We start from the raw sequence: 13,848 nt of genomic DNA, 5'->3' as shown, positions 1-13,848 counted from the left end.
TCAGCTCTCAGTGGTGTGGTCGAGGCCGGGGACACACCAGCGCAGGACCTCACAGCTGTTGCACCCCTGGCCCGCGGTGGCGGGGAAGGTCTCGTCCGATGCCCAGGGGCCGCTCAGGGACGCGATGACCTGACGCGCCGCGTCGACCGTCCCGGGGTCGTCCGGGTACAGCTCCTCGCAGGCCGAGCCGTCCTGGTAGAGCAGCTCCAGCTCGATCCGTGAGCGGCGCAGGTCGCCACCGGGGACCCCGGCGGACATCAGTAGCACGGCGAGGGCGAGCTGCGGGAAGGACTCCAGGAGCGGCCGACCCTCCCACGGGCGGGAGGCCGCGGTCTTGGTCTCGCGCCAGACCCAGCCGCCGGCATCGGTGTACAGCAGGTCGGGGTCGGCGATGACGACGGCGTCGAGGCCCGGGTCGTACGCCGTCAGGCGCGGCTGCACCCGCACCTGTGCGTCCTGCGGCAGGCCGTCGAGCGGGCAGACGGCGGCGTGCTCCGCGATCATCCGGAGAGCGGGCCCGGTCTCTTCTGCCGGGAGGCCCGGCAAGACGTCGGGGAGAAGCCCGGCGCGGCAGTGGCGTCGGGCCGAGTGCTGGGCGTTGAGCCAGGCATCCACCGCCCGACCGCGTCGGACGGCCGCGCTCTCCGGTTCGGCCGACTTCAGGTGCAGCACGCGGGTGAGGTGGTACTTGGCGGGGCAGGCGGCGTGGGCGCGGAGGTCGGAGACGGAGACGCTGCGCCGCCGACGGGTCCTGCGCGGCCGGTCCGTCCCGAGCAGGAACGGAATTCTGGGCGGCTGTGAACAGCCCGTCAGAGCCTCGCAGTCGACACAGGCCGAGCCCGGGTTCAGCCGATCGGCCTCAATGGCACGGGCCAGCAGAGGCTTGGCGTGTCGAGCGTACTGGCGAGCCGCCTCCTGGACGTCCCAATCAGCGAGGACGATGCGGGAGCCGTCACCACAGCCGACCGCCACCACGCGGACCCGCTGCGGGAGTGCGCCGCCGGCGCGCTTCGGGCGGTAGGGCGCGCCGAATTCGGTGGTGGACGGCAGGCCGGTCGCCGCCACGGCGGCGGCCTCGGCGATCTCCGCAGCAGCTCGGGTCTTTACTGAGTTCACAGAAAGGAGCCAGATCTCCCTGACTTGGCCGTTGGTGGAGGCGTACCGGCGACCCCAGGCGGTGCGCTCGTACCGGACGGCCCCCCGCGCGTCCGGTACGGCCAGGTCGGTGGCGGTCACCCAGGCATCCTCGAACGGAAGGGTGGCCGGGCCGTGGGACGAGTAGAGGGCACTGTGCTCTGCTCGCGCCGCGAGGTAGTGGTGCACGGCTGCGGCGGCCCAGGCGAGATGCGTCGGGTGGCAGTCGCGCCGGCGGCCGAGCTGTTGAAGGGCGGCTTCAACTCCGCTGCCACCGTGCTCGATCGCGTCCAGTGCCGACATCACCGGGCCCAGGGAGAAGTCCTGGACCGGCTTGCGACGGGAACGCGGTGGCGACTGCTGCACCAAAGGTCGGGCCCGCAGCGCGGATCCGCGCGGGCAGCCCCGGGGATCCTCCTGCAGGAGGGGGAGCGAGGTGCGAACGAGGCGGGGATCGCCGGTCGTGCCGGCGGGAGGTTGCCAAGCGGTCACAGGAGGAGACTCCCTCAAGACGCGGAGCTGTTCGGCCAGGACTCCAGGAGAGCGCATAGTTGTGAACTTAGTCAAGCGATGGAGCTGCGCTCGTTCGGGGGCGGTATGGTATGTCGCGCATGATGCCACGGCGGACAGGGGTGAGGATGGAAAGGGGCGAAGTCGTCCGCGGTCGGTACCGGATCGTCGAGCTGCTGGGTCAGGGCGGCATGGCGCGCGTCTGGAAGGCCATCGACACCGAGACCGGTGAGCCGGTGGCCGTGAAGGAGATCCGTGCCGACCAGTACAACCAGGGTCGCCTCAGCCCAGCCGAGCGCATCCGTCAGGAGACCGAGCTGCTCAAGCGCTTCGAACGGGAAGGGCAGTTCATCGGCGAGCTCGAACACCCGGGAATCGTGACGCTGATCGATCGAGGCCTGCACCGGGGCGCCCCTTGCCTCGTCATGGAGTTCGTCGACGGCGAACCGCTCGACCGATTTCTCGCGAATCATCGACCGTTGCCGCTCGGCGCTGCGGTCGCCATCGCGTTCGAGATGGCCGAGGCCCTTGTCCATGCCCACGCCGGGCAGGTCATCCACCGCGACTTGAAGCCCGGCAATGTCGTGCTGACCGCTGACGGCTCGGCGAAGCTGATCGACTTCGGCGTCGCCCTGCCGGATCGCCCCGACGCCACCCGCCACACCGTCTACGGCGCCACGCCGGGAACGGTCGGCTACATGGCCCCGGAGCAGCTCCAAGGGCAGCAGAAGGTCACGAAGGCTGTGGATCACTACTCTTACGGCTGTGTGCTCTTCGAACTCCTGACTGGGCGTCAGCCATTCATCGATCGGCCTGACCGCAATTGCTCGACCCAACACCAGCAGGATCTGCCGCCGCGCGTCAGCGACTTCAAAGCCGGCGTCCCGGCCGAGATCGACGACCTTGTCTGGCGTCTGCTCGGCAAGGACCCGTGCCTGCGTCTGGACAGCCTCGCCTGGGCTGTCGACGTCCTTCGTCCCCACCTGCCCGTCGCGGGATCGCCCGCGCCCAACCCCGAGCTCGTGCCGGACCCGACCGTTCGCTATCGGCTCTCCGGCGCGGTGGCCGTCCCGTCGGTCCCCGGCCGCGCGATTCGCGTCCCGGTCACCAGGCCGGGGGTGGGCCGGGGAGCGAGGCCAGGGTGCGACCGGGACCGGTTCGACCAGCTGCACGCTCACGCCGTGGTGGAGATGGCAGGGCCAGGTGCCGGCCCGGCCCTGGAACGGCTTGAGCGCGAGCTGGCTCACGCGCGCAAGTCCTGGGGCCTAGGTCATCTTCCGGTGGCGCAGGCGCAATTGCTGTGCGCCGACGCCGCGCGGTTGCGCGGCGCCTGGGAGGACGCGGGCCCGCTGTACCGAGCCGTCGCGAAGGCTCTGGAGTACAAGACGGCGCCGACTTTTCGGGCCGCGGCGCTGGAGGCGCGGGTGGGAGTGGCCGAGTGCCGTATCCCAGCGGGCGATCTCCAGGGTGGTTTCGATGGATGGGCCGACGTAGTTCACGAGATCGCGGGCCTGGTGGAGATTCCGGCCCACGTCGTGGCCCGTTGTCGTGAGGTGGCGGTGGAGCTGGAGGAGTGCGGTAGAGGTGTGGAGACCAGGTCATTCTTGGAGCTCTTGCCCCAGGAATGACCTCACCCCCGGGGAAGCCGGCCGGTCGCGAGCAGTTCGCCGAGCGCCCGGCTCATGTTCCCGGCGACCTCGCCCAGTTCGCGCACTGCGTGGTCGAAGGCCGTGAGCCGTCGGTAGATCTCGCCGTAGGCCCGCTGCTCATCCAGCGGAAGCCGTGGTACCTGGAGTCGGCGGACATCCACCCGGGACGATGTCGAGGCATGGGTACCCGCCTGTCGCGCATTCGACGGTGATCGAAGGCAGCCGGCCAGGAACCATGGGTCGAGGACCGTTGGATCGACGCGGATCAGGTGGAGTTGGGGGCCGAGAACGGTGGGGGCGTCGACGTCTACCCAGGCATCGAAGGCGCGGAACGCGCCCACTACGACGATGTCCTGAGAAGATGTCACCGTGAGGTTGCCCGTCCGCTCGCCGCTGTCGGTGTCGAGGGCGGACAACCAGGACCGAGGACCCTCCAAGTGGATGAGATCGGGAACCGTTAGTGCCCGGACCCCGTCGGACGGTGGGTCGCCCCGATGCAACCGCTCTTCGGGAAGGGCTTGCCCGGTGCGCAGTTCCAGTGCTCCGGCCAGTTCCAGTTCGGCGACCGTGGTGCATGCGACGGTGCCGTTGTCCTGTGTGGGAGCCAGCTTGGACAGCGTCTGACCGAGGTCCCGCGTCTCGCTGAGACGGAGGTCGAACCGGGTCCAGGCCTGACGCAGGTTGATGGTGATCGCGGAGTTCGCCGCGGGGACGTGCCGGGCAGGAGTGAGATCGACCTGTTCGTCAAGGAGGTCGATGACCGGCACCGACACACCGGCGAGGGTTTCGTCGCTCCGGAGCGATTCCAGGACGATGGTGCGCAGAGCGGGCCAGTCAATCAAGGAGCGTCCCGCAGGCGGGGCGCCGTCCCTCCCGACAGTGTCCACCAGCCGTACGACGGCGCCGGCTGGATCCTCGCACGGCCGGGAAAGGACCCACAGGTGCAGGCCCACGCCGTGCGGGGGAGCTGCGCCGGGCGGAAGAGCGATCACCGCGCGCAGTGCACCGGTTCGCAACAGTGCGCTTCGAATCCGTCGCCCCGCCCGTCTGGCTGAGACAGCAGGGGGCAGCACCATGACCGCGGTGCCGCCGGGTGCGAGGGCGGCGACCGAGTGCTGAACCCAGGCCAGTTCCGGCTCGGTGCGGGGTGGCTGCCCGAACAGCCACCGGGGGTCCGTCGCGACTTCGGCGTGCCCCCAGTCGCGCTCGTTCGAGGGTGGATTACAGAGCACCACATCGGCCTGAACGGGCTGCAGGGCATCGGCCCGCAGCGTGTCCGCGACCACGACCCGGCCGTTCATACCCTCCAGTAGCAGACGGGCAGCCGCTACCGCGGCGAGGGCCGGATCCGAGTCCTGGCCCAGCAGCTTCGGCTCGCCTGAATCGGTCCACCGTCGGCCTGCGGTCAGCAGGAGCGAGCCGGTGCCGCAGGCCGGATCGATCACGGTCCGCACCGGGGCCTCACCACGCCACTGCGCGATGTCGACCATCAGATCGGCCAGGGGCTCTGGCGTGGTAATGATCTGTCGCACGTGTGTGCCGAGCCAGCGTTGGAGCAGAAAGCCGAAGGTCTCCGAGGCGCCCTCCTGCTGGGCCAGCCGTACGGCTTGCTCAGCCAACGCCTGTTGTTCCGGGCTCAACTGCAGCGGAGTGGGAAGGGCGTCCGCGGTACCGGGAGTACTCAGCTCAGCACCAACTGCTGCCAGTACCATTCCCATCGAGTTCCGATCGCCCAAGGCCTCGATCTGGGGCCAGAGCCGTTCGAGTCGACCGGCTGTCGACTTGCTCTTCTTCTCTCGATCCAGCCACGTCTCGACCTCAGCCAGGGAGAACTGGGGACTTGCGTCGCTCCCACCGATCGGGTTCGGAAAACTCTCGTGCCGACGACGCCAGTTGCTCACCGCGGCGCGCCCGACCCCGGCGATGCGGGCGATCTCCGCCAGGGTCACCGAGACGGCCGGCTCGGCAGGTTGCTTCATCTGGATCTCCGAGAGCGCGGATGGCGGGACCAAGCGAGTCAGAGTCGTGTGCGCCTCACGCTATCGCGCCGTTCGATATCCGACCAGTGTGTTGCTTGACTCAGTTTACAGTCGTATGGCCATGGCCTCGAACGACTCCATGAGCTGGGTGAGCGTAGCGCTCGACGCTCCGATGCGGCGGCCTGGGCAGAGGCTCGTCTGCTGCCCGCCGCTCCCCTTGGGCAGCCGGCGTGTCTGCGGCTCCGTTCTCACCCAGGCGTGCTGCACCGGCTCGCGGCCTCGAGCGCGTCGGTGACCAGCTCGGCGTGCGTGTGGTCTGCAATCGACCGGCCGACCAGGCGCTTGGAGTAATAGGTCCAGCACGGTCGCCAGACAGAGGAGCTGGCCATCGCCGACCGGGAGGAAGGTGAAGTCGCCGACGTGCCTCGTGTCTGGGGCCGACGCGCGCAAGGAGCGTGCCAGAAGGTCGGGAACCGCCACCGAGCGCTGCTTGCAGCCTTGCTGCCGGAAGCTGCTGGATCGCCGAATCCGAGGCACGCGCTCCCATGCCAACGCAAGACTTTTGGGCTGCCGCCGGTCCCCGACCTCATCCAGGCTGCCTTTGCAATGCGCCGCCAGTAAGGCCGCATGTAACACAAAATGCAGGTCAGGATCGCTCCTGACCTGCATTCCCTCGCCAACAACGTTGGCGAATGGGTCGTGTCCGAGGGGGGACTTGAACCCCCACGCCCGATAAAGGGCACTAGCACCTCAAGCTAGCGCGTCTGCCATTCCGCCACCCGGACAGGGTGTGTGCCTCGGGGTTTTGTTGCTGTCCCCCGTGGCGACAGAGAGAACATTACCAGGCAATCGGAGTGCTTCTCACCTGCGGTTCTGCGGTGGGTGGCGGCGGAGGTGGGAGCTGCGGGCCGGAGGGTCGGGGCTGGCGGAAGGTCCGGGAGGATGAACGATCCTGCTGTCCTGGCGGGCGTAAATCGTCACCAGGTTGACCAAAACACGCCAAAGGTGAGCTGGATCGATCCGGCGGGAGCAAGTTCCATGTCCCCGCGCAGGGAATCGCAGCAGCTCTCCTAGCCTCTGGAGGTCAGGGGAGCCCTGAACGGAACACCCTGTTCCCGAAAGGTCGGCGGTGCCGGCGAAGCCTCCCGAGTCCTGCGCGAAGGGTGGCTTGGTGTGGAACGGACCAGCGGGACGCGGTCGAAGGCACTCGGTCGGGCGGGAGGAGGCGCGGGCGAGGACCGGGAGGCGGGGGCGGGAAGCCGGCGGGAGGGCGGGGGGCGCTGGCGGATCGTCGCGGACGCGCACGAGGCGTCGGTGCCACGGGTCAGACACCAGGTCCGCGACCTGCTCCGCACCCAGGGGATCAGTGGCGAGTGCTACCAGGACGTCGTGGACGGCGTGCTGCTGATCGTCTCCGAACTGGTGACCAACGCCGTGACGCACGCCGCGCTGCTCTCGCCGCGGGTGGTCACCGAGGTGGTGATCGACGGCGCTCAGGTGCGGGTGGCGGTGGAGGACGGGCACCCGCACCGGCCCAAGGCGGTGGAGAGCGACCACGGCCAGACCGGTGGGCGGGGGCTGATGCTGGTCAAGTGCATCGCGCTGCAGTCCGGCGGTGCCTGTGACGTGGAGGGGACCGGCGACGGCGGCAAGGTGATCTGGGCCTCGTTGCCGCTTCCGTTCCCCGCCGACGGCGCGGTGGGGAGCGCAGTGGAATAGCCGGGGAGTGCGGCGCGGCAGCCGTGGCCTGGTGTTGGTAGCCGCAGGCGTTACCAGTCGCGCCCGGCGATCTCCCGGATCCCCGGGAGCGCGGCCTCGAAGACCGTGTTGAACCAGACCGAGAACGGCCGGTCGGCCCGCAGCTCCTTCAGCTCCTGTGCGGTGACGAAGCGGGTGTCGTCGACCTCCTCCGGGGCCGGCGACAGGTCGGCCGTGACCAGCCCGACGAAGAGGTGGTTCCACTCCCGCTCGATCAGCCCGGAGGCCTCGTCCGGCAGGTCGTAGCGGACCGTGCCGGCCTCGCAGAGCAGCGCCGGCGCCGCCCCGAGCTCCTCGGCGGTGCGGCGCGCGGCGGCCACGAAGGGCGACTCGCCCGGGTACGGGTGGCCGCAGCAGGTGTTCGACCAGACACCGGGGGAATGGTACTTGCCCAGGGCGCGACGCTGCAGCAGCAGCCGGCCCTGCTTGTCGAAGAGGAAGACCGAGAACGCCCGGTGCAGCTTCCCGGGCTGCTGGTGAGCCGACAGCTTCTCCGCGGTGCCGATGGTGACACCGTTGTCGTCGACCAGCTCCAGCAGGATCTCGGCAGCGGCAGCGGCAGCGGCAGCGGCCGCGGGCTGGGCGGCGCTGGTGGGTCGGCTCTCGGACATGTGGCCCTCTTTCGGCACGGGGACCGGCGCCGCCACCCGGATGCGCCACCCGGGCAGGCCCCCCGGTCCAGCGGACGGCAGCGCGCCCGCGGTGCCGCTGTGGTCGGGCACCGGTCGGGCGTCGGGGCCCAAGTCTGCCGTATGGCCGCGCCGAGCGGACGGATTCGGTGGATACCCACCGTGTCCATCCGCTCACCGCGCAACCAGGTACGGCCGGGTCCGGTAAGGCGCCACCGTACGCCCCCACGAGCCCCGGGGTGCGCGCCGGCGCCGGCCCGCGCCGACCGTACCGGGTTCGGGGCCCGTCGCCGCCCGGCGGCCCGCGTGCCACCCCTCGCGGACTCCTCGCCGCACCCCCGCCGGATCCGCGCGGAACCTCCGCCGGACCCCCGCACCGCTACCGGGCCGCAACCGCGCGACCACGGGCGGAGTACGGGCTGGTCATGTCGGTCGCCTACCATCACATACGACACGACGCACCGCTCTCGCCGCGGCGCCGGAGTGCCGGGACGCCGGCCCGCCGCGGTCGGTACCGACACGCGGTCGGTGTCGACACGGGAGCCACGCGTCCGTCCGACCGGCGGCAGCCCGCGACCACGAAGCACCGGTGGCAGCAGAACCGCCGGTGCGACACACGGCACGAAACACCGGCACGACGAAACAGGAGACCCCGCATGATCGGCCTCGTTCTGGCGGCCGGAGCCGGCCGCCGGCTCCGCCCGTACACCGACACCCTGCCCAAGGCGCTGGTGCCGGTGGACGGCGAGAAGACCGTGCTGGATCTCACCCTCGGCAACTTCGCCGAGGTCGGCCTGCGCGAAGCCGCCGTCGTGGTCGGCTACCGCAAGGAGGCCGTGTACGACCGCAAGGACGCCCTGGAACAGAAGTACGGCGTCAAGCTCACCCTGGTCGAGAACGACAAGGCCGAGGAGTGGAACAACGCCTACTCCCTGTGGTGCGCCCGCGACCTGTTCCGGGAGGGCCTGCTGCTCGCCAACGGTGACACCGTGCACCCCGCCTCGGTCCAGCGCACCATGCTGGACGGCAACGACCGCCTGATCACCGAGGGCCGCGCCCCCGGCATCCTGCTTGCCCTCGACACGGTGAAGAAGCTCGCCGACGAGGAGATGAAGGTCATCGTCGATCCGGCCACCGGGATGCGCCGGATCACCAAGCTGATGGACCCGGCCGAGGCCACCGGTGAGTACATCGGCGTCACCGTGATCAACCCGTCCGCCGCCGAGGACCTCACCGACGCGCTGCGCACCACCTTCGAGCGCGACCCCCAGCTCTACTACGAGGACGGCTACCAGGAGATGGCCGACCGCGGCCTGCGGATCGACGTGCAGCCGATCGGCGACGTCTCCTGGGTCGAGGTCGACAACCACGAGGATCTGGCGAAGGCCCGGGAGATCGCGTGCCAGTACTGACCCGGCTGATCCCCTCCCCGCTCTTCGTCGAGGTCCGCCCCGGCGCGCTGGACTCGCTCGCCGGCATCCTCGCCGACCAGCGCCTGTCCACCGGCGGGCGGGTCGCGGTGGCGATCAGCAACGGCTCCGGCGCCCGGCTGCGCGAGCGGCTGGAGCCGCAGCTGCCGCGGGCCGACTGGTTCGACGCCGCCGACGGCACCCTGGACGGCGCGGTGCGGCTGGCGGACGCGGTCCGCGGTGGCCACTACGACGTCCTGGTCGGGCTCGGGGGCGGTAAGATCATCGACGCCGCCAAGTACGCCGCCGCGCGGGTCGGGCTGCCCGTGGTCGCCGTCGCCACCAACCTGGCGCACGACGGCATCTGCTCCCCGGTCTCCACCCTCGACAACGACGCGGGCCGCGGCTCCTACGGGGTGCCCGGGCCGATCGGCGTCGTGGTCGACCTGGACGTGATCCAGCAGGCCCCGAGGCGCTACGTGGCGGCCGGCATCGGCGACGTCCTCTCCAACATCTCGGCCTGCGCCGACTGGGAACTCTCCCAGCGCGAGACCGGCGAGAAGGTGGACGGACTGGCCGTGGCGATGGCCCGCTCGGCGGGCGAGAACCTGCTGCGGCACCCGGGCAAACCGGAGGACCCGGACCTCCTTACCGCCCTGTCCGAAGCACTGGTACTGTCCGGCATCGCGATGAGCATCGCCGGCAGCACCCGACCGTCGTCGGGTGCCTGCCACGAGATCTCGCATGCCCTGGACGTGCTGTACCCCAAGCGGTCCGCCCAGCACGGCGAGCAGGTCGGCCTCGGTGCCGCCTTCGCTAGCTTCCTGCGGGGCGACCGCGAGACGGCCGGTCTGATCGTCGAGCGCCTGAAGTCCCACGGGCTTCCGGTGAGCGCCGATCAGATCGGTTTCTCCGAGGCGGAGTTCACCGAGGCGGTGCACTACGCTCCGAATACCCGCCCGGGCCGCTTCACCATCCTTGAGCACCTCGACCTCTCCCCTTCAGCGATCAGGGACGCGTACGCCGACTATGTCCAAGCCGTCAACAGCTGAGTCCAAGGCTGAGCCCATGTCGTCAGCCCCCGGCCGGCCCCCGGTCGACCTCACGCGCCGCCCGTCGATCGAGGAGCTGCGCGCCGTCATCCACCCCGAGGGCATGCTGCAGCGCCGCAGTGCCGAGCACTGGGCGGGCCGGCTCTACATGCGGAAGATCTCGCTGCGGATCACCCGGGTGCTCTCGACGGTCACCGCCATCACGCCCAACGGCCTGACCTACCTGATGATGTTCACCGGCATCCTGGCCGGCGCCGCCCTGGTGATCCCGGGCATCGCCGGGGCGATCGTCGGCGCGCTGCTGATCCAGGTCTACCTGCTGCTCGACTGCGTCGACGGCGAGGTGGCCCGCTGGCGCCGGCAGACCTCGCTGACCGGTGTCTACCTGGACCGGGTCGGCCACTACATGTCCGAGGCCGCGCTGCTCACCGGCCTCGGCCTGCGGGCCACCGACCTCTTCCACCGGCAGGGCGCCAGCGCGCACTGGCAGTGGGCGTTCCTGGGCACGCTGGCCGCGCTCGGTGCGATCCTGATCAAGTCGGAGACCGACCTGGTCGACGTCGCCCGGGCCCGCAGCGGGATGGCCGCGGTCGAGGACAGCGCCTCGGTGCCGCGCTCGTCCGGGGTCGCCAAGGCCCGCAAGGCCGCCGCCTTCCTCAAGTTCCACCGCCTGGTGGGCGCCGTGGAGGCCTCGCTCTTCATCCTGGCCGCCGGGATCGCCGACACCGTGCACGGCGGGCTGTTCTTCACCCACCTCGCGGTCGTCGTGCTGGCCGCCATCGCCATGCTGCAGACCGTCCTGCACCTGCTCAGCATCGTCCTCTCCAGCAGGCTGCGATGAGCGGGGCGGACGACTTCCGGCTGGGTGCCGTGATCATCACCATGGGCAACCGCCCGGCCGAGCTGAACGCGCTGATCGACTCGGTGACCGGCCAGCAGGGCCCGCCGGTCGAGCTCGCGGTGGTCGGCAACGGCGCCCCGCTGCCTCCGCTGCCGCCCGGCGTCCGCACCGCCGAGCTGCCGGAGAACCTCGGCATCCCGGCCGGCCGCAACGTCGGCATCGAGCTGTTCGGGCCGAACGGCCGGGACGTCGACGCGGTGCTCTTCCTCGACGACGACGGCCGGCTCCCGCGCGACGACTCGGCCCGACTGCTGCGCGAGGCGTTCAGCGCGGACCCGTCGCTCGGCATCGTCAGCTTCCGGATCGCCGATCCGGACACCGGCGTCACCCAGCGTCGCCACGTGCCGCGCCTGCGGGCCAGCGATCCGCTGCACTCCTCCCGGGTCACCACCTTCCTGGGCGGGGCGAGCGCGGTGCGCAGCGCGGTGTTCGAACAGGCCGGTCAGCTGCCCGCGGAGTTCTTCTACGCCCACGAGGAGACCGACCTGGCCTGGCGGGCGCTGGACGCCGGGTGGTCGATCGACTACCGGGCCGACGTGGTGCTGCACCACCCGACCACCTCGCCGGCCCGGCACGCGACGTACTTCCACAACGTGGCCCGCAACCGGGTGTGGCTGGCGCGACGGAACCTTCCGGCCCCGTTGGTGCCTCTCTACCTGTGCACCTGGATCCTGCTGACCCTGGCCCGCCGCCCCTCCGGGGAGGCGCTCAAGGCCTGGTGGGGCGGGTTCCTGGCCGGCTGGCGCACCCCCTGCGGGGAGCGGCGGCCGATGCGATGGCGTACTGTATGGCGATTGACCAGGTTGGGCAGACCGCCGGTCATCTGATCATCCCCTGATCGCCGCGGCCGGTGGGCCAAACCGCAGGCCGCATACCCCGGGATCCACCCGGATCTACCCGTCGAGAGACCGGCGACTGCCCCCGGCCAGCAGCCGGACTTCCGATCCCCGTGAAGGACGAAAGTGTCGACAGTGAGTGAACCGATCAACCTCTCCCTGCCAGGGGGTGTTGATGCCGGGCTGTCCCCCAAGCAGCTCGCGGACAAGTACGGGCTGAGGATCAGCGGTGCCCGACCCGGGCTGTGGGAGTACACCAAGCAGCTCTGGGGCCGCCGCCACTTCATCGTGGCCTTCGCCACCGCTCGGTTGGTGGCGCAGTACACCACGGCGAAGCTCGGCCAGGTGTGGCAGGTTGTCACTCCGCTGCTCAACTGCGCGGTGTTCTACCTGGTCTTCGGTGTGATCCTGCGCAACCGGGACATTCCGCACTACATCGCCTGGCTCTGCACCGGTGTCTTCATCTTCCAGTTCACCCAGAGCGCGGTGCAGGCCGGTACCCGGGCGATCTCCGACAACCTGTGGCTGATCCGGGCGCTGCACTTCCCCCGCGCCTGCATGCCGATCGCCTTCACCGTGATCCAGCTCCAGCAGCTGCTGATCTCGATGGTCGTGCTGGTCATCATCGTGCTGGCCTCCGGGATCCAGGTGGGTGTCTCCTGGCTGTTGGTGATCCCCGCGCTGATTCTGCAGATGGGCTTCAACACCGGCCTGGCGTTCATCATGGCCAGGATCGGTGCCAAGACCACCGACGTGTCGCAGCTGATGCCGTTCGTGCTGCGCACCTGGATGTACCTGTCCGGCGTGATGTACAGCATCCAGGGCAACATCAACAAGTGGCCCGAGTACGCCCGGATCATCATGACGATCAACCCGGCCTCGGTCTTCATGGAGCTGGTCCGGCACTCGCTCGCGCCGGTGATCTACAGCCACCACACGAAGAACTACCAGACGATGCCGCACCACCTGTGGATCTACGCGACCGGTTGGTGCGTGCTGCTGATGGTGTTCGGCTACGTCTACTTCTGGAAGGCTGAGGAGGAGTACGGCCGTGGCTGAGACCATCACCAACGACCGGACCGAACGCGACACGAAGGCCATCGCCGCGGCCAAGGAGTCCCGCACGCCCACCGTGGTCGTCGACGACGTGCACATCGTCTACAAGGTGCACGGTGCCTCGGCCGGAAAGGGCAGCGCGACCTCCGCGCTCAGCCGGCTGATCTCCCGCAAGCGCTCGCCCGCCATCACCGAGGTACACGCCGTCAAGGGCGTCAGCTTCACCGCCTACAAGGGTGAGGCGATCGGCCTGATCGGCTCCAACGGCTCGGGCAAGTCGACGCTGCTCTCCGCGATCGCCGGTCTGCTGCCGACCGCCAAGGGCGGCATCTACACCGACGGGCAGCCGTCGCTGCTCGGCGTGAACGCGGCGCTGCTGGATGACCTGACCGGCGAGCGCAACGTGGTGCTCGGCACCCTGGCGATGGGCATGACCCCGGCCCAGGTCAAGGAGCGCTACCAGGACATCGTCGACTTCTCGGGCATCAACGAGAAGGGCGAGTTCATCAACCTGCCGATGCGCACCTACTCGTCGGGTATGGCGGCCCGTCTGCGGTTCTCCATCGCGGCGGCCAAGACCCACGACGTGCTGCTGATCGACGAGGCGCTGTCCACCGGTGACCAGGCCTTCCAGCGCCGCAGCGAGGCTCGCATCCGCGAGCTGCGCAAGAACGCCGGTACGGTCTTCCTGGTGAGCCACAACAACAACGCGATCCGGGACACCTGCGAGCGCACCATCTGGATCGAGACGGGCAAGCTCATCATGGACGGCCCGACCGACCAGGTGGTCGGCATGTACGAGCGCGGCGAGCGCCCCTGAGGCGCGCCAACCGCCACTGGGCCGGGGGGGGGGGGGGGGGGGGGGGGGGGGGGGGGGGGGGGTTGGGCCTTGCCCTTCGTTTGCGCGGCGGGATGGGGGAGAGTGAAGGGGAGGG

General features: G+C 70.0%; 11 protein-coding genes, 1 tRNA gene and 1 pseudogene. 8 read left to right on the top strand and 5 right to left on the bottom strand.

What is annotated here, in order from left to right; genetic code table 11:
- Entirely contained in the window at positions 1-1,500 is a 1,500-nt protein-coding gene (locus ACZ38L_RS18490) for a PD-(D/E)XK nuclease family protein (RefSeq protein WP_465694190.1), read from the bottom strand.
- Positions 1,501-1,772: 272 nt separating this feature from the next.
- On the opposite strand from ACZ38L_RS18490, the gene ACZ38L_RS18485 reads away from it, so the two are divergent.
- Positions 1,773-3,272 (top strand): serine/threonine-protein kinase, encoded by a 1,500-nt coding sequence (locus tag ACZ38L_RS18485; protein WP_465694189.1) that lies wholly within the window; start codon positions 1,773-1,775, stop codon positions 3,270-3,272.
- Positions 3,273-3,274: 2 nt separating this feature from the next.
- Here the strand turns inward: ACZ38L_RS18485 and ACZ38L_RS18480 are convergent, their stop codons facing one another.
- The 3 genes and pseudogenes from ACZ38L_RS18480 to ACZ38L_RS18470 all read right to left on the bottom strand — a co-directional run bounded on the left by ACZ38L_RS18480 (position 3,275) and on the right by ACZ38L_RS18470 (position 6,057).
- Positions 3,275-5,272, bottom strand: coding sequence for an N-6 DNA methylase (locus tag ACZ38L_RS18480; protein WP_465694188.1), 1,998 nt, complete (start codon positions 5,270-5,272; stop codon positions 3,275-3,277).
- A 263-nt stretch (positions 5,273-5,535) separates the two neighbouring features.
- A pseudogene (locus ACZ38L_RS18475) lies at positions 5,536-5,755 on the bottom strand (DDE-type integrase/transposase/recombinase); the annotation flags it as partial.
- Between the two features lie 217 nt (positions 5,756-5,972).
- Positions 5,973-6,057: transfer RNA gene (locus ACZ38L_RS18470), tRNA-Leu, on the bottom strand.
- Positions 6,058-6,559: 502 nt separating this feature from the next.
- Between ACZ38L_RS18470 and ACZ38L_RS18465 the strand changes: the two genes are divergently transcribed.
- The gene (locus tag ACZ38L_RS18465) at positions 6,560-6,991 is read left to right on the top strand and encodes an ATP-binding protein (RefSeq protein WP_465694240.1); all 432 of its coding nucleotides are present in this window, start codon (positions 6,560-6,562) and stop codon (positions 6,989-6,991) included.
- 50 nt (positions 6,992-7,041) lie between these two features.
- On the opposite strand, the gene idi is transcribed toward ACZ38L_RS18465, so the two are convergent.
- Positions 7,042-7,641, bottom strand: a complete 600-nt coding sequence (gene idi / locus ACZ38L_RS18460) for an isopentenyl-diphosphate Delta-isomerase (RefSeq protein ID WP_465694187.1) — start codon at positions 7,639-7,641, stop codon at positions 7,042-7,044.
- A 674-nt stretch (positions 7,642-8,315) separates the two neighbouring features.
- On the opposite strand from idi, the gene ACZ38L_RS18455 reads away from it, so the two are divergent.
- The 6 genes from ACZ38L_RS18455 (at position 8,316) to ACZ38L_RS18430 (ending at position 13,733) form a co-directional block, all read left to right on the top strand.
- Positions 8,316-9,071: a phosphocholine cytidylyltransferase family protein gene (locus ACZ38L_RS18455; protein WP_465694186.1), complete on the top strand. Its 756-nt coding sequence runs from the start codon at positions 8,316-8,318 to the stop codon at positions 9,069-9,071.
- The gene (locus ACZ38L_RS18450; RefSeq protein ID WP_465694185.1) at positions 9,059-10,120 is read left to right on the top strand and encodes an iron-containing alcohol dehydrogenase family protein; all 1,062 of its coding nucleotides are present in this window, start codon (positions 9,059-9,061) and stop codon (positions 10,118-10,120) included. Before ACZ38L_RS18455 ends, ACZ38L_RS18450 begins: the two co-directional genes overlap by 13 nt.
- A 103-nt stretch (positions 10,121-10,223) precedes the next feature.
- Entirely contained in the window at positions 10,224-10,961 is a 738-nt protein-coding gene (locus tag ACZ38L_RS18445; protein WP_465694239.1) for a CDP-alcohol phosphatidyltransferase family protein, read from the top strand.
- Positions 10,958-11,848, top strand: a complete 891-nt coding sequence (locus ACZ38L_RS18440; protein WP_465694184.1) for a glycosyltransferase family 2 protein — start codon at positions 10,958-10,960, stop codon at positions 11,846-11,848. The genes ACZ38L_RS18445 and ACZ38L_RS18440 overlap by 4 nt, the downstream gene beginning before the upstream one ends.
- A 135-nt stretch (positions 11,849-11,983) precedes the next feature.
- The gene (locus ACZ38L_RS18435) at positions 11,984-12,916 is read left to right on the top strand and encodes an ABC transporter permease (protein ID WP_465694183.1); all 933 of its coding nucleotides are present in this window, start codon (positions 11,984-11,986) and stop codon (positions 12,914-12,916) included.
- Between the two features lie 4 nt (positions 12,917-12,920).
- Positions 12,921-13,733: an ABC transporter ATP-binding protein gene (locus ACZ38L_RS18430; RefSeq protein ID WP_465694238.1), complete on the top strand. Its 813-nt coding sequence runs from the start codon at positions 12,921-12,923 to the stop codon at positions 13,731-13,733.
- Positions 13,734-13,848: the final 115 nt, after the last annotated feature.

This window comes from Kitasatospora sp. NPDC024654, from assembly GCF_055559155.1.
Note: the sequence above shows the minus strand (reverse complement) of the source record. Positions and strands in the feature narration are given on the sequence as shown.